Genomic DNA, 15,262 nt, shown 5'->3' on the forward strand with positions numbered 1-15,262 from the left:
TGTAAGGACGCTGACGGACAAACTGCGGTTGCAGGCATCAAAAGAAAATGCGGATCGCTGTGGCCTCGCGCAACTTTGCCGATTGCTTACGCCAACCCCGTGGCGGCCCATATCCCGCTTACCGCGAATATCCTATGGTCCGGGCCTGAGGTCATCCCTATGTCCACGCCCTATATGTTCCACCCGGTGAGCGATATGCCCTACCCCATTGATCAGCTTGTCCTGACGCCTGATGATATTGACCTGTCGCGCTCGCCGCTGGCCGGGCACCTGAAGGCGGAGACCTTTGTGCTGGGGGCGTTTAATCCCGGCCTCCTGCGTTTGCCGAACGGCAATTTGCTGATGATGGTGCGCGTCGCCGAAGCCCTGCGCGAGCCGATTGTCGATGGCCATGTCCATGCCATCCGCTGGGACGAGCAGACGCAGGCCTATGGCCTCGACGCCTGGCCGCTCGATCAGGCCAATACGGCCGATCCGCGCAAATTCACCCTCGCTGGCGGGCAGTGGAAGGTCATGGCCCTGACCTCCCTGTCGTGGCTGTTGCCCGTCGAGCTGAGCCCGGACGGTACACGTGTTCTCACGCTGCACTACAACCGTGCCATCGCACCGGCCTATAGTTTTCAATGCTATGGGGTGGAAGATGCCCGCATCAGCCGCGTCGGGGACCGCTGGCTGATGACCACCTGTTCAGTGAGCCCTGAGCGCCATTCGACCACCCTCTATAGCTCCGAAAATGGGCTGGACTGGACCTTTGAAGGGATCGTCCTCGACCACCAAAACAAGGACATGCTCATCTTCGAGGGACGGATCGACGGCTATTACTGGGCGCAGACGCGGCCTCTGGGGGCGCTCTATTTCGCCTATCCGCCGGGCAGCGACTGGCGCGCCGGGCCGTCGATCAATCTGGCGGTCTCCAAAGACGCCCTGTTCTGGAAGCCGTTTGAGCGACCGGGCCTGCGCCCGCCGTCAGGCACGCTGATCATGGAGCGCATGGGCGGTGGCACCCCGCCGATCCTGACCCCTCAAGGCTGGCTGACCCTGTGGCACGGGGTCGAACCGCATGAGGTGGTGGGCATCTATCGTACCTACTGGTCAGTGCTCGACGCTCATGACCCCAGCCGCGTGCTGCACACCGAGACAACCCCGCTGCTGGAGGCCAATGCCGAACTGACCCGGCCCATCGAACACCAGATGTATCTGCGCGATGTCGTCTTTACGACGGGGATACTGGACGATGGCGACCACTATATCGTGGCGTCGGGTGAAGCGGATCTCGCCTGCCGCATCACCCATATTCCCAAGAGCGTTTTCGTACATGCGTAGGCATACGTCCGATGCTTATGCTTAAGTAACGGCAAGGTTTAAGTGGTAGCGCGTGGCTTTGCGTTCTCCTGCTTTGATCAACGCTCCCAAATCAACCATCGAAGCCAGATCGCGGGTAGTGGTAGCGGATAGAGCGCCGGTAATGGTCATATAATTTGCGGCACTCAGACCGCCCTTGAAACCGTCCACCCCCTCGGCAAACATGCGCGTTAAGGCTTTTTCCTGACGGGGGTTGAGCTGACCCCGCAGGCGTTCAAACAATCGCGTCTTGGCTATGATGAACTCGATATGCTGCAGGGTGCGTGCCTGCGCCTCGATGGCCTTATCGGCGAACCATAACAACCATTCCCCGACATCAAGGGTTCGGCTGGCGGCTTCAAGGGCGAGGTAATAGTCCTTGCGATGCCGCAGCAAGGGCCCAGCGATACCGGTAATGGCCGGCTTGTTAAGGCCTTGAGCCAGCGCCTTTTCGGCAATGGCGCGCCCAATGCGACCATTGCCGTCTTCAAACGGGTGGATCGATTCAAACCACAGATGGGCGACGCCCGCCCGCGTCAGGGCAGGTAGCGGGGTATCACCATAAGAGGCCGTTCGAGAAAACCACTCCAGAAATGATTTCATTTCATCAGATACCCTGAGCGCGGGTGGCGCCTCGTAATGCACCTTCGGCGCATAGATCGCCCCGGAAACAATTTGCATGGGCTCCCCGTCTTTACGGTAGGCGCCGATGTCAGTGAGATCAGCACGTCCGCTCATCAGCAGGCGATGCCAGTGAAACAGTGTGTCTTCGGTCAGCGGGTCTGATAAATGGGTGTAGAGATCGACCATCATCTCGGCTATGCCCGCCTCTGCCGGGCGAACGCGACGACGGTCCGTGTCAAGACCAAGATGGCGCTGAATAAAGGACTGAACGCTTCCCCGGTCCAGAATCTCGCCTTCAATAGCTGAGGTATCGACCGCTTCACCGCTCAAGATTTCGACACTGATCTGCTGATGGTCACTGTCGGCGAGGTTTTTGGCAACGCCCAAGGCCACGCCCGCGCCCTGAAGAAAGTCCGCCTCGGCAGCCCTCATTGTGTGCGCGTCCCAAACAAAATGGGGCCAGTCCGCATGCTGCCAGTTCCACGTCATGATGTATAGCCACCCTATTTATAGATCAAAATGTTGGCATTTTTTGATCTATAAATCCAGCTTTATCAATCATCCTGCGGCGACGGGTACTAAAAAGCCAGAATGATGAACGCGTCATCATTCTGGCCGAAGCGTTTTGAGTGGATGAACCGGACCTACTGCGCCGGTTCAATCTCGGCAGCGGCTTCGAGCGCCTGACGATTGACCTCGGACGTGGCCAGCCCGTTGAGCTTCTCGTCGGTCGCCTTTTCCTCCTGCAGAGTCTCCTTGAGCTGGCGCGAGGCGTCGGCGTAACCCAGTTGATCGGCCAGAGTGATCAGGCTGCCATAGGCGGCGATCTCGTAGTGTTCGACCTTTTGCGCGCCGACGATCAGCATGACATCGCGCACCGGACCCTTTTCGATCTCTTCAATGGTTTCGCCGCCCTCGGCGACCAGACCTTCCATGGCCAGGCATTTGACGCGCTTCAGCTTCAGACCTTGGGCTTCGACGATCTGGTCAATGCGCTCGATCTGGCCCTGTGTTTCCTCCAGATGCTGGGTAAAACCTTCGGCCAGTTGCGGATGGGTGGCGGCGCGCGCCAGCTTCGGCAGCGCCTTGGTCAGTTGCTTTTCGGCGCTGTAGATATCGGACAGTTCATGGATAAAGGCGTCTTAAAGCGTTTTGATCTTCGGCATATCAGGCTCCGCAATAGGGGGGAATGTCGGATGACGCCGCGAGTTTAGGGACGGTGGGGGAAGGAACAAATACGCCCCCCTACCCGCCCGATCAGAATGCGGTCAATCAGAGCCTTTACGCGCATCTTGTTTTTCGCCGCGATCATGTGGACCGAGCTGTTCCCCGGCCTGCGGATACTGGTCCGGCCGCTTCTTCCATCCGGGCTTGAGATCGACATGCACATTGGCGTTGTCGGCTTCATTGCCGCCGCCCTTGGGCTCTTTGAGGTCTTTGTCGGTAGATATCATGATAAGCTCTCCTTTGCCGCGTTTCAGTGTCTGTCTGCGGACGTAAGGGCGGAATAGTGAGGCAACAGCGGTTTATAAGAACGACGGAAAATCAGAATTTTTCTCTGCCTTTTCCGCCGACTCGCCTGTTTCTAAACAGCCGCTAAAAGCACGTCTTGAGGGAAAAGGAACGGAGTGGACTGGCCTACCGCTGTGCATTCCACAAGAAGGGGGCGCAGTGTCGGCCCTTCATTGGCCCCCCGGCCCACTCCTCTTTCTCCCTTATCCTCAAGGACAGACCATGAAAGCGCTTTGCTGGCACGGTGTGGGCGACGTTCGCGTCGATACCGTACCCGATCCCCGACTTCTCGACCCGCGTGACGCCATTATCCAGGTCACCTCTACGGCCATCTGCGGGTCGGACCTGCACCTCTATGGCGGCCTGATGCCGAGTCTCAAATCTGGCGATATCCTCGGTCACGAATTCATGGGGATCGTGGTGGAGAAAGGCTCACAGGTCACCAATCTCAACCTCGGCGATCGCGTCGTGGTGCCCTTTACCATTGCCTGCGGCGACTGCTTTTTCTGCCGCAAAGGCCTGACCTCGTGCTGCGAACGCTCAAACCCCAATGCGGAGATGGCGGCCAAGGCTATGGGCCATTCGCCGTCCGGCCTCTTCGGCTATACCCACATGCTGGGCGGTTTCTCCGGCGGGCAGGCGGAATATGTGCGCGTACCCTTCGCCGATGTCGGCCCGTTCAAAGTGCCCGACCATCTGTCGGACGAACAGGTCCTCTTTCTGTCCGACATCTTCCCTACCGGCTATATGGCGGCGGAAAATGCCGATATTGAGCCCGGCGATACGGTCGCCGTCTGGGGCTGCGGCCCGGTGGGACAGTTCGCGATCAGGTCGGCGTGGATGCTGGGGGCCGGCCGCGTCATCGCCATTGACGAAGTGCCCGAGCGGCTGGCGCTTGCCGCCGCCGATGGCAGGACCGAAATCCTCGACTTTTCTGAGGAATCCAATGGCGTCTATGAGGCGCTGAACCGAATGACCGGCGGGCGGGGTCCGGATCGCTGTATCGACGCAGTCGGCACCGAAGCCGCGGGGCACGGGTCGGTGGACGCGGTCATCGACAAGGTGAAACAGGCGGTCAAGCTGGCCTCGGATCGTCCGCATGTGGTGCGCGAAACCTTCCTGTCCTGCCGATGCTGCGGCACCATCTCAATGCCCGGCGTCTATGCCGGCTATCTCGATGCCGTGCCGTTCGGGGCCTTTGTCAATAAGGGGCTGACGCTCAAATCAGGGCAGACCCACGTCCACCGCTATATGCCGATCCTGCTGGATAAAATCGAGCGCGGGGAGATTGACCCGACCTTCCTCATCACCCATCGCGGCCGGCTGGACGACGCGCCAGACCTCTACAAGACCTTCCGTGACAAGGCCGATGGCTGCATCAAGGTCGTACTGACGCCCTGAAAGTGACCTCGCCTCAGGCCGCGCGCATAGAACGGCGAACGGCCTGAGGCGGCTGACCATAGGCGCGCATGAACGCCTCCCTCATGCGTCTTAAATCGACAAAGCCCGTTTCACGGGCGACCGCCTCCAGACCGTGACGACTGTCTTCAAGCAGAAGGCGCGCGGCCTCCAGGCGGATATGCTCCACGGCCTTGGCCGGCGTCTGGCCCGTTTCGGCGCGAAAGGCGCGGCTGAACTGACGCGGCGACAGCGCGGCCACTTCGGCCAGTTCCTCGACCGTCAGGGGGTGGGTCAGGTGGGCACGCGCATGGATCAGCGCCTTCTGGATGCGGTCGCTGCTGGGTGCCAGCTCCAAAAGCTCCGAATGCTGCGATTGCCCGCCGGCCCGGCGATGATGCATGACCAGCCGCCGCGCCACCGCGCCGGCGATGTCGCGGCCCAAATCCTTTTCGATCAGCGCCACGGCCAGATCCAGCCCCGCCGTCAGGCCCGCTGAGGTCCAGATCGCCCCCTCATTGATAAAGATGCGGTCGTCCTCGACCCGCACCCCCGGAAAGGCCTCGCGCATCTCTCGCGCATAGGACCAGTGGGTGGTGGCCCGACGCCCGTCCAGAAGGCCCATCTGTCCCAGCAGGAAGGCCCCCGTACACAGCCCCGCCACGCGCCGTGAGGTTCGTGCGGCGGCGCGCAGCGTTTCAAGGGTGGCTTCGCTCTGCTGCGGGGGCGGCGTCAGGCCCGCCAGCAGCAGGAGCGTATCCACCGGCTCTCCCTCGCTGAGCTTGGTCGTCGGTACGCAGAAACCGCTGGATGAAGTGACCGGCCCGCCCTCAACCGAGGTCAGGGAGAGGGTGTAATAGGGCTCCGCCGTCAGGACGTTGGCCAGCTCAAAGGCCGCCTGAACGCCAAGCGCCAGAAACTGAAAACCCGGTGTGAGTACCATCGAAACGTGGGGCATGGGTCTGATCCGCCTTGCGTGTCCTAAAAACGTCGTTTCTACGTCATATCAGACATTTTCCAAATGCGCCATAAGGACTGTGCCGAGCGCGACGGTGCGCTCATCTCAACAGGAAGACGACTATGACCCACAAAGGCACGGCACTCATCACCGGCGCATCGACAGGCATCGGCGCGATCTATGCCGACCGTTTGGCCGATCGGGGCTATGACCTTATTCTGGTGGCCCGCACGACCGAAAAACTTCAGGCCCTCGCCGCCTCTATCTCCGACCGCACCGGTCGCGCGGTGGAGGTTCTGGCGGCCGATCTGGGCGACGCGGCCGATCTGCGCCGGGTCGAGACTGTGCTGCGCGAAGACGCCAGCCTGACGCTTCTGGTCAATAATGCGGGGATCGGCACCCATACGCCGCTTCTGGACAGCGATGTCGAACGCATGGAGGCGATGGTGCGCCTTAATGTGACGGCGCTGATGCGGCTGACCTATGCCGCGGTGCCCGGCTTCGTGGCCCGTGGCGGCGGTACGATCATCAATATCGCCTCCATCGTCGCCGTCGCTCCGGAACTGCTGAACGGCGTCTATGGCGGGACCAAAGCCTTCGTCCACGCCTTCACCACGTCGCTGAACCATGAGCTTTCAGACAAGGGTATCCGCGCTCAGGCCGTCCTGCCCGGGGCCACGCGCACCGACTTCTGGGCGCTGGGCGGCCTGCCGGTCGAGCACCTGCCGAGCGAAATCGTGATGCCCGCCGATGAGATGGTCGATGCGGCGCTTGCCGGGCTCGATAAGGGCGAGATCAGCACCATTCCGGCCCTTAAGGACATTGACTTGTGGGACCGTTTCGAAGCCGCCCGCCGCGCGCTGGGTCCGCAACTTTCGGCCACCCACCCGGCCCCGCGCTTTGGCCTGACGGCCTGAGATACCCCCCTACCCCCTATAAGGACTGATCCTGTGAAACTCACCGGCAACACCATCTTCATCACCGGCGGCACCAGCGGCATTGGCCGCGGTCTGGCCGAAGCCTTCCACCGTCTCGGCAACACGGTCATTATTTCCGGCCGCCGCGAACATCTGCTGAAAACCGTAACCGAAGCCAATCCGGGCATGGCCGCCCTTACGCTCGATGTCACCGACCCCGAAAGCATTGCCACGGCGGCGGAAACCCTGATCAGGACCTATCCCGACCTGAATGTCGTCTTCAACAATGCCTGCTTCATGCCCTTTGACGACGTATCGGGGCCCGTCGATGACCAGACCGCGCAGGACCTGATCACCACCAATCTGCTGGGGCCGATCCGCGTCACCTCAGCCCTGATTGACCACCTGAAAACGCGGCCGGAGGCGACCATCCTTTACACCAGCAGCGTCCTGGCCTTTGTGCCGCTGGCGGGCAATGCCATCTATTCAGCCACCAAGGCCGCCCTGCATTCCTATGCCATGTCGCAGCGCTTTCAGTTACGCAACACAAATGTCCGCGTTCAGGAAATCGCCCCTCCGTGGGTCGATACCGACCTGATCTATAAGAGTGGCGATCCCCGGGCCATGCCTCTGAACGACTTCGTGACGCAGACCCTCAGCGCGCTGGCGACAGAGGATTATGAGGTGCTTGTGGACGCGATCCGCCCCTTGCGCGACAATCCCGGCGCGAACGAGCACGCCCTGTTTGAAGCCTTCAACCAGAGCCTTGTCGAAAATCCGATACCGGTCGGCGCGTGACCCCGAAAGGGCGAACCTGACCCGTCAGTTGCGTGCCGCACGCAGCCGGATGCCGTCCTCGCTCACCTGCGCGTCCACGCCATAGAGGGCGTGCAGGGCCTGGGCGAGGGCCTCCGTATTGCCCGCCTCGAACTCGCCGTCGATGCGCAAGGCTGATAACCGGTCATCGACCACAATCAGCTTGCGATCGCTATAGCGGTTCATCTCGGCCACCGCCTCTTTGAGCGGGGTGCGGCTGAAGGTCAGACGCCCTTCCAGCCAGTCGGTTACACCCGCCGTATCCGCCGGATGGACCGGGCCCAAATGACCGGCACGGTCCACCGCTACCGCCTGACCGGCCTGAAGCTTCACAAGCTGTGCGTCCGACTTCTGGCCGCGCACCTCGACATGGCCCTCTATCAGATTGACATCGGTGCCGGTCTCTTCGCGGCGTACTGTAAAGCGGGTGCCGGTGACGCGCACCTGCGCCAGATCGGTGCGCACATCGAAGGGGCGGGCATCAGGCTTATGCGCCACCTCGAACAGGGCCTCACCACGCATCAGATCGACCTTGCGCCCGCGCACCTCGATGCGGCTGCCCGTATTCAGCGTGACGCGCGACCCGTCTGCCAGTACGACCGCCTGACGCTGGCCCACCTTCGTTTCATAGACAACCGGGCGCTGGGCGACAAACCACACGCTGAGCCCCACAACGACCGCCGCCGCCATGCCGACCGCCAGCGGCCACCACGTGCGCTGCGGGCGCGCTTCAGCGAAATCCGCCGCATCGAGCAGGCCTACAGCGTCCCACACGGCCTCCAGCTCGCGCTGCGCCCACGCATCGCCTGCCGTCCCGTTCGCGTTCGCCGTGCCCTCTTCGGCATCGGTCATCGCCTCGACCAGACGCAGCGCATCGGCATCCTGAGGCGGTGCACCCTTTCCCTGAAACGGGATTACTGTTCGTACCATCCGCTGTCCTTGAGATTATGTCGGCATTTGGCCAAAGCGTCGGCGAGCAGACGTTGCACGCTGCGCAGGGGAATGCCCTGTTTTTGCGAAATTTCGGTGAGCTTCAGGCCTTCGACCCGGTGCAGCATCAGCACCAGACGTTCCTGTGAACTGAGTTTACGGATGGCCTGACGCAAGATTTCCGCATTCTGACGCCAGCGCAGCTCGTCAAACGGCGTCGGCGCGTCTTCGGGCAGATTGTCCGTCAGCTCGACATGCTGATCGCCTTCACGTCGGCGGCGATGACGATAGAGGTCGCGGATCACGCTGTCAGCGGTCTTGAACACGTAGGTAATATTGAACTCCGGCGGCGGCTCGCGCTGCGCCAGTCGCACCAGCCGCGCATAAATGTCCTGAAGGGCGTCGTCCGCATCGTCAGGACGCAGCGCCCGCCCCAGATAGCGGCGCAAACGCCCGTCCAGCCGCTCGATCAGCCCACTCACCTGCGCAGCGGCATTACCCGCCCGGTAGGTTTCGGGGTCCGGCCTCATCGTCCACCTGTCATAGATACCGTACATGGTCCGCCGGTTGTGAGCCTCAGCGCCCCCAAAGCTTTTAACGCCGCCGTGCGCTTCAACCGCCAAAAAAACTGTCAAACAGGCTTTTGATGACAGGCTGATGACACGAACACACCCGACCGGCGTTCGGTGAAACGTCATAAATCTATCATGGCGTCTGACTATCAAGCCCGTGGGGATGTGAGTGAAGGCATTTTCGGATGAGCGGGCCCCTGCCCAGTATCTATCTGCCACGCCTGGCCACCGTTATGACCGTGATCGTCATGACCGCGACGATCTGGGCCCCGGCGGCGCAGGCCGCGCCCCGTCGATTCGACGTGCCCGCTCTGCCGCTGGAGCAGGCCTTGCGTCGCGTGGCCGAACAGGGGCAGGTGCAGATCCTCTTTTCCGGCGATCAGGTGCGCGCCCATGCGGGGGCCGCTGTCTCCGGTACGCTGGAACCCGAAGCCGCCTTTCGCCTCGTTCTGGCGCGCTCCGGCCTGTCGATCCGTCAGATCGACCGCCGCACCTTTATTGTCGTCTCGCCACCGGCACCCCCTGTGGCCGCGCGTCCCGTACCGACACCGCCGCCCGTCGATACGGCCGAGCCGGTGCGCGAAGTGGTGGTGGTGGCGCAACGCACGATCCTCAATCCGCGTCAGGACACGGACCGCTTCGACGGCAGCCTCGCCGCGCCGCAGGCCACGGCCCTGTTGTCGCGCAGCGATGTGGAACGCACGGCAGCGCGCAATGTGACCGAGGCGCTGGGCGTCCTGCCGGGCGTTACCGTGCTCAATACCGGACGCTCCTTCAGCGGCGGGGTCGATTCCGCCTCCCGCGCCGAAGGCTTGTTCAGTGCCTTTCGCGGCCTGAACACCGAATTCAATCTCAATATGATCGACGGTGTGTCGCTGGCGCAGGGCCTGCCCAATTCGCGCGGCGTCCAGTTGAACCTGCTGCCGCCGACGGGGTTTCAGTCGATCGTGCTCAGCAAGGTGCCGACTCCCGATATGGATGGTGACGTCATCAGCGCGGCCATCGACTTCCGCACGCCTTCGGCCCATGACTTCCGCGCCCGTCAGCACCTCTCGCTGAGCGTTTCCGCCTACGACAACCGTCGCGCCCGCGCCTATGATGCGTCCGGTCAGGGTGGCGGTATCGGCGTGGAATATACCCGCCGTTTTGGCCGCGATGAGCGGTTCGGCCTCTATTTCAGCCATACCGAAGACCGGCGGCGCTACGCCAATTCCGAAATCGCGGGCATTATGTCGGCGCAAAACGACGCGGGCTGGGCCTATCTGTCGTCGGACTCGCCCAAGGGGATCCTGCCCGCCGGGGCCGATCCCCAAAGCCTGCTGACGGCTACGGCGCTCAATGTCGGCGCCTCGACGGGCGAAAGCCGCGCGCGCTACGATGTCCTGACCCTGACCGGACGCTTCGACAGCGGGTGGGAAGGCTGGCTGCGCGCCACCGCCGCCCATAACCGCACGGACCAGAATTCGACCCTCAGCCAGACGGTCGGGCGCAATCTGAGCTGGAACGATGACGGCAGCGGGCGCTATCGCCTGTCGGTCGGCAGCGTCTCGACCCGCCTGTGGTACGAGACCAATCCCGATCTGGCCAGCCTGTCGGCCGTCAGCCTGGGCGCGCGGCGCCAGACGGGGGCCTGGACCCTCACCCCGTCCCTCTTCTTCAGTCAGGGACGCAGCGACCGGCCGGAACGCATCGAAGCCTCGGTGCGTGTCGATCAGATGGACAGCTATAACAAGGCCCAGAGACGCCCCTTTTCAGGGTTGCTGATCGGCTATGAGAACGGCTTTCCGACGCCGCAACTGACGCCTGAGCTGTACGCCGATCTGGATTCCGTGGGGGAGCGCCTGCTGGCTCGCCGCGCCGGGCAGTTCACGGTGCAGACCAGCCGTCAGTACCGTCAGGGCGGTCGCTTCGATGCCGAATATACCGCGGATGCCGGCGCGCTTCGTCAACTGGCCTTTGGCGTCAAATGGACGCAAAGCGTGCGCGAAGTGACCGACCGCGACTGGACCAATGCCTATTTCGCCGATCTTCTGGGGCGCGGCGGCGTGACGTGGAGAGATCTGGGCCTGATCCGCGGCTATTATGACGACGTGTTTCCGGGCCGTTTCGACTGGCGTCTGCCCAAGGTCGATCACGACCGTCTGGCCGACTATTTTCATCGCTACGTAACGGCGCAGAGCTTCGATACCTGCGCCACGCTTTCGGTCAATAACGACAACTGCAACCGTCAGCACGGCCGCGAAACCGTCGCCGCCGCCTATCTGAGCGCGCGCTGGGTGGTCGGGCGGCTGGAGATCGCGCCCGGTCTGCGCTATGAGCAGACGCGCATCGACAACCGCTTCTGGGTCATCCCCGCCCCGCCCGCCGGCGTGACCGAAGTACCGGGCCACTGGGGGCAAAGCCGCACGGCCTATGGGGTCGGCCTGCCGAGCCTTCGCCTCAACTACCGCCCGGATGAGGCTCACGTCTGGCGGCTGGCCCTGTGGCGCGGTTATACGCGCCCGGCCTTCATGCTTTTGGGCAGCGGTGTGCGCTATCAGCCCGCCGATGACGGCACCTCCCTGCTGCGGCAGGGCAATCCGGCGCTGAAACCCGTGACGGCGCTCAATCTCGATCTGGCCGTCGAAGGGCGCAGCCCCGGCGGCACGCGCTACAGCTTCGGAGCCTATACCAAACGGCTGGAACACTATCTGTTCGACAGTGGCGGCAGCGGGTCGGAGCTGTTGTTTGGCCGCACGGTGGACCTGCGATCTTTGAGCCCGCGCAATGGCGGGCAGGGCGTGGCGCAGGGGCTTGAAGCCGAGGCGCGCCACGACTGGGCGCTGGCGGGCGGCACCCTGTCGCTGGGCGGCACGCTCAGCCGGCAATGGACGCACGTCGATCTGGGCAGCGACGAACTGGGCCGCAAGATCGCCATGCAGAACGCGCCGGACTGGCTGGCCAATCTCACCGCCACCTATCGCTACAAACGCGCAACCCTGACCCTGAGCGCCCAGCATACGGGGGCTTATCTCGCCAGCTATAACGCGCTTTACACCCCCGGCGACTGGGACAATGTGTGGGTCAGGCCCGCCACCCGGCTCGACCTTGCCGCCGACTGGCAGGTCCGGCCGCATCTGCGCCTGTCGCTGTCGGCGACCAATCTCACCGGGGCCTACAGCTATTGGGCGCACGTCGGCAAGGATAGTCTGGCCCTGTCGGACATTATCGACTCCGGGCAGCGCCTGTCGCTCAGCCTGAGATACGCTTACTGATCACACGAAAAAAACCTCCGGAAGCCTTGCGGCTGCCGGAGGTCAGGTCTCAGGCGTCTGGAGATACGCCTGAGGGGGATAGGCTTAGTAGGTATATTTCAGCGTCACGAGCGTCGTCGAACCGGAGTCCACGATGTCGTTGATCGCCAGGCTGTTCTTGCCGACGTGCGCCCAGTAGGAATAGTCCTTGAACAGGTTGGACACCGACAGGTCGAGCTTCAGGCCCTTGCCGAAATCATAACCGGCGTGCAGGTCGGTCCGCTTGGCCGGACGCGTCCACAGTTCCAGACCCGCCACGTTGTTGTAGGCGATGACCGATTCACCGGTATAGTTGTGGTTCAGGTCCACCGTCAGGCCCTTCCAGGCGTAGTTCAGACGCAGGTTGGCCAGATATTCCGGAGCGTTCTGGATCTGGTGCTTTTCACCCTTGCCGATATCGACTTCGGTCCACTGACGGGTGAAGTTGGCACCGGCCCCGAAGCCCGACAGCCAGCCCGGCAACATGCCGAACTTCTGATAAAGCTGGACTTCCAGACCCTTCACCGTGCCTTCGCCGCCATTGGTCGGGTGGACGTAGGTGATCGAGTCATAGACCTTACCGTTATAGGTGACGTTCTTCACGGTCGCCGGGTCGGTGTTCACCTGGGTCGAGCCGTTGTCGTACATATAGTCGGTCAGCTTCTTGTAGAAGGCACCGACCATGGCGTAGCCGCCTTCGCGGTTCGACCACTCGCCCGACAGGTCGAGGTTCCACGACTTCAGCGTCTTCAGGTCCGGATTGCCCTGCGTGATCGACAACGAGTCGCCGCCGACGCCCGACACCGTCGTCTTGTTGCCAAGCTGAACCATGGCCGGACGCATATAGGCACGCGTCAGAGAGGCGCGATAGACGCCGCCCGCTTCCGGACGATAGTTGACGAACAGGCTGGGCAGCCATTCGTTATACTTGGTTGAATTCGACTCAAACGCCTTGTTCGTGGTGTTCCAGTAGGTGTTCTTGACGTCGCTGTGCTCGAAACGCAGGCCCGGAATGACCTCCAGCGCGCCGAAGTCGTACTTGCCCGTCACATAGGCCGAGGCGACGTTTTCATCGCCCTTCAGCGTGTCGCCGTTCAGATAGTCCTGATCGGCCAGAGCGGTGGCCATCGGGAAGTATTTGTAGAAGATTTCAAACAGACGGTCCTGATTGACCTTCGGGGCGCGGAACGTATAGAGGCCCGGATAGATCGAGTCGAAATAGTCCGACGCCAGACCCATTTCCGACCAGGTCACCGACTTGCCGACATAGTTGGCCAGATGGTCGTTGGTCCAGTCGCGGCTGATGACGCGGCGGTGGCTGGCGACATACTTCAGGCCGGTCTTGATGTAGGCGAGGTTGCCGCCGTCGAAGTCGTACTGGGCGTCGATACGGCCGCCCATCTTTTCCTGACCGGAGAACTGCTGCGTCAGCTGACCGGCGCGACGCGCGGGCAGCAGGGTCAGCGAATTGTTGGTCAGGTTGGCCATGGTCGGCGTCAGCATCGGGATGGGGTAGCCATCGCTGTTATAGCCGATGAACAGGCCGCTATAGTCCACCTTCTGGCCGCTGTTGTACTTGTCCGACTGGTTGACGCGCATCGAGGCTTCGATGTGGTTCGGACGGTCGTTGTCGCCTTCCGAATAGAAGATCGAGGGTGACAGGGTCCAGTTGCCAGCGCGCTTCACCGCACCGAGGGTGATGGTGCCGAGATCGGCCTGTTCCGGGTTGGTTTCGTACCAGCCGCGCACCGAGAATTTGGTGACGTTCAGGTCGTAAAGACCGGTCGTGGCGCTCAGGACGCGGCTGTTGTCCGGCACAAACTGCGACAGGGTCGAATTCTGGTGCGTTTCCGCATAGGCGTAGGAGCCGCGCAGATAGATATCGAGCGTATCGTCAGCGCGCCAGTCGAGCGAGAAGTTGCCGCCGTAACGCTCGGTGAAGCCCGTCGAAACCCCGACGTTCAGACCCGTCTGGGCCAGATTGGCTTCCTTGTCGAAGCCCGCCGGATTGCTGCCCTGCGACGTATTGGTCGCCGAGTGCAGATAGGCCCAGCTGCCGTCCTGCTGCGCGGTCATGATGCCGGCAATCATCGAGTTGGCGTAGTTGCGCTTGTCGTAGAAGGCGCTGCCGTAGAAGCCGAACTGCTGGTTGTTGCCGAAACGGCGGGCATATTCGGCGCTGACGCCGCCACCCAGACCGTCTTCACCATAGTCACGCGCGCGGCTCTCGACGCGGCCCGACAGGGCCAAAGACATATAGCCGTCCTTGAAGCCGAAGGCCGAAGGCGTGCGGAAATCGACCGTGCCGCCGATGGCGTCGCCGTCCATTTCGGCGGTCGAGTTCTTGTTGACCACGATGGTCTTCAGGCCCGACGGCGGCAGAAGGCTGAGCTGAACCTGACGCGAATAGGGCATGCCCTGCGCGACATTGACGCCGTTGATCAGGGCGAGGGTAAATTCCGTGTTCATGCCGCGCACGCCGACGAACATGCCTTCACCGCGCGAGGCCCCGTCCACGCCGCCGAAGAAGGAGTTGCCGGTATTGGTCACGGTGACGCCCGGCAGCAGGGCGAGGGCTTCGGCGACGTTGTGCACGGCGGTGTGCTCAAGGTCTTCGGCCGACATCACGCTGATGGTGTTGGCGCTTTTCATCTGGGCCGAGGTGGCGGTCGAACGGTTGGCGTAGATGACGACTTCGGTCACATTGCCATTGTCCTTGGTGGTCGCTTCGGTGGCCTTGGTCGCCTCTTCGGCCTGAACGGCGCTCGCCGCCATGCCCATGCCCAGCCCCATGGCCGAAGCCATCAGCATCAGTTTGGTGGAAAATTTCATGCCAGTATCCCCTAAAGGCTGAGGGCATACAGCACGCCCTCTCAAGCCAAGGGACGCCGCCCCGCGGGAGACACGCCGAAACTTAATGAA

13 protein-coding genes are annotated in these 15,262 nt (G+C 62.4%); 6 read left to right on the top strand and 7 right to left on the bottom strand.

Annotated features, from left to right (window positions below):
* Positions 1-159 precede the first annotated feature (159 nt).
* Positions 160-1,323, top strand: a complete 1,164-nt coding sequence (locus tag PQU94_RS08455) for a glycoside hydrolase family 130 protein (RefSeq protein WP_272741025.1) — start codon at positions 160-162, stop codon at positions 1,321-1,323.
* A 21-nt stretch (positions 1,324-1,344) separates the two neighbouring features.
* On the opposite strand, the gene PQU94_RS08460 is transcribed toward PQU94_RS08455, so the two are convergent.
* Positions 1,345-2,454, bottom strand: a complete 1,110-nt coding sequence (locus tag PQU94_RS08460) for a Fic family protein (protein WP_272741026.1) — start codon at positions 2,452-2,454, stop codon at positions 1,345-1,347.
* Positions 2,455-2,609: 155 nt separating this feature from the next.
* The gene (locus PQU94_RS08465; protein WP_272741200.1) at positions 2,610-3,047 is read right to left on the bottom strand and encodes a YciE/YciF ferroxidase family protein; all 438 of its coding nucleotides are present in this window, start codon (positions 3,045-3,047) and stop codon (positions 2,610-2,612) included.
* Here PQU94_RS08465 and PQU94_RS08470 point away from each other — a divergent pair.
* A complete protein-coding gene (locus PQU94_RS08470) occupies positions 2,934-3,179 on the top strand; it encodes a hypothetical protein (RefSeq protein ID WP_272741027.1) in 246 nt (81 codons plus the stop codon). The two genes, PQU94_RS08465 and PQU94_RS08470, sit on opposite strands and share 114 nt — an antisense overlap.
* Positions 3,180-3,233: 54 nt before the next feature.
* Here the strand turns inward: PQU94_RS08470 and PQU94_RS08475 are convergent, their stop codons facing one another.
* Positions 3,234-3,419: a hypothetical protein gene (locus tag PQU94_RS08475; protein ID WP_272741028.1), complete on the bottom strand. Its 186-nt coding sequence runs from the start codon at positions 3,417-3,419 to the stop codon at positions 3,234-3,236.
* A 280-nt stretch (positions 3,420-3,699) separates the two neighbouring features.
* On the opposite strand from PQU94_RS08475, the gene PQU94_RS08480 reads away from it, so the two are divergent.
* On the top strand, positions 3,700-4,878 hold the full coding sequence (locus tag PQU94_RS08480; protein ID WP_272741029.1) for a zinc-dependent alcohol dehydrogenase: 1,179 nt from the start codon (positions 3,700-3,702) through the stop codon (positions 4,876-4,878).
* 13 nt (positions 4,879-4,891) lie between these two features.
* Here the strand turns inward: PQU94_RS08480 and PQU94_RS08485 are convergent, their stop codons facing one another.
* Positions 4,892-5,833: a GlxA family transcriptional regulator gene (locus PQU94_RS08485; RefSeq protein ID WP_272741030.1), complete on the bottom strand. Its 942-nt coding sequence runs from the start codon at positions 5,831-5,833 to the stop codon at positions 4,892-4,894.
* A 122-nt stretch (positions 5,834-5,955) separates the two neighbouring features.
* Between PQU94_RS08485 and PQU94_RS08490 the strand changes: the two genes are divergently transcribed.
* Positions 5,956-6,750, top strand: coding sequence for an SDR family NAD(P)-dependent oxidoreductase (locus PQU94_RS08490; RefSeq protein ID WP_272741031.1), 795 nt, complete (start codon positions 5,956-5,958; stop codon positions 6,748-6,750).
* A 33-nt stretch (positions 6,751-6,783) separates the two neighbouring features.
* Complete coding sequence (locus PQU94_RS08495) at positions 6,784-7,548, top strand: SDR family oxidoreductase (protein ID WP_272741032.1); 765 nt, start codon at positions 6,784-6,786, stop codon at positions 7,546-7,548.
* A gap of 24 nt (positions 7,549-7,572) precedes the next feature.
* Here the strand turns inward: PQU94_RS08495 and PQU94_RS08500 are convergent, their stop codons facing one another.
* Entirely contained in the window at positions 7,573-8,496 is a 924-nt protein-coding gene (locus tag PQU94_RS08500) for a FecR family protein (protein ID WP_272741033.1), read from the bottom strand.
* Positions 8,481-9,026, bottom strand: a complete 546-nt coding sequence (locus tag PQU94_RS08505) for an RNA polymerase sigma factor (RefSeq protein ID WP_272741034.1) — start codon at positions 9,024-9,026, stop codon at positions 8,481-8,483. The genes PQU94_RS08500 and PQU94_RS08505 overlap by 16 nt, the downstream gene beginning before the upstream one ends.
* A gap of 227 nt (positions 9,027-9,253) precedes the next feature.
* On the opposite strand from PQU94_RS08505, the gene PQU94_RS08510 reads away from it, so the two are divergent.
* The gene (locus tag PQU94_RS08510; RefSeq protein WP_272741035.1) at positions 9,254-12,322 is read left to right on the top strand and encodes a TonB-dependent receptor; all 3,069 of its coding nucleotides are present in this window, start codon (positions 9,254-9,256) and stop codon (positions 12,320-12,322) included.
* An 84-nt stretch (positions 12,323-12,406) separates the two neighbouring features.
* On the opposite strand, the gene PQU94_RS08515 is transcribed toward PQU94_RS08510, so the two are convergent.
* Positions 12,407-15,172 (bottom strand): TonB-dependent receptor, encoded by a 2,766-nt coding sequence (locus PQU94_RS08515; RefSeq protein ID WP_272741036.1) that lies wholly within the window; start codon positions 15,170-15,172, stop codon positions 12,407-12,409.
* Positions 15,173-15,262: the final 90 nt, after the last annotated feature.

The organism is Asticcacaulis currens (assembly GCF_028550395.1).
GTDB lineage: Bacteria > Pseudomonadota > Alphaproteobacteria > Caulobacterales > Caulobacteraceae > Asticcacaulis > Asticcacaulis currens.

Excerpts from the sequence above, each read along its gene's own strand:
- PQU94_RS08455 (WP_272741025.1), top strand. The coding sequence starts at position 160 with ATGTCCACGCCCTATATGTTCCACCCGGTGAGCGATATGCCCTACCCC.
- PQU94_RS08460 (WP_272741026.1), bottom strand. The coding sequence starts at position 2,454 with ATGACGTGGAACTGGCAGCATGCGGACTGGCCCCATTTTGTTTGGGAC.
- PQU94_RS08475 (WP_272741028.1), bottom strand. The coding sequence starts at position 3,419 with ATGATATCTACCGACAAAGACCTCAAAGAGCCCAAGGGCGGCGGCAAT.
- PQU94_RS08480 (WP_272741029.1), top strand. The coding sequence starts at position 3,700 with ATGAAAGCGCTTTGCTGGCACGGTGTGGGCGACGTTCGCGTCGATACC.
- PQU94_RS08485 (WP_272741030.1), bottom strand. The coding sequence starts at position 5,833 with ATGCCCCACGTTTCGATGGTACTCACACCGGGTTTTCAGTTTCTGGCG.
- PQU94_RS08490 (WP_272741031.1), top strand. The coding sequence starts at position 5,956 with ATGACCCACAAAGGCACGGCACTCATCACCGGCGCATCGACAGGCATC.
- PQU94_RS08500 (WP_272741033.1), bottom strand. The coding sequence starts at position 8,496 with ATGGTACGAACAGTAATCCCGTTTCAGGGAAAGGGTGCACCGCCTCAG.
- PQU94_RS08505 (WP_272741034.1), bottom strand. The coding sequence starts at position 9,026 with ATGAGGCCGGACCCCGAAACCTACCGGGCGGGTAATGCCGCTGCGCAG.
- PQU94_RS08510 (WP_272741035.1), top strand. The coding sequence starts at position 9,254 with ATGAGCGGGCCCCTGCCCAGTATCTATCTGCCACGCCTGGCCACCGTT.
- PQU94_RS08515 (WP_272741036.1), bottom strand. The coding sequence starts at position 15,172 with ATGAAATTTTCCACCAAACTGATGCTGATGGCTTCGGCCATGGGGCTG.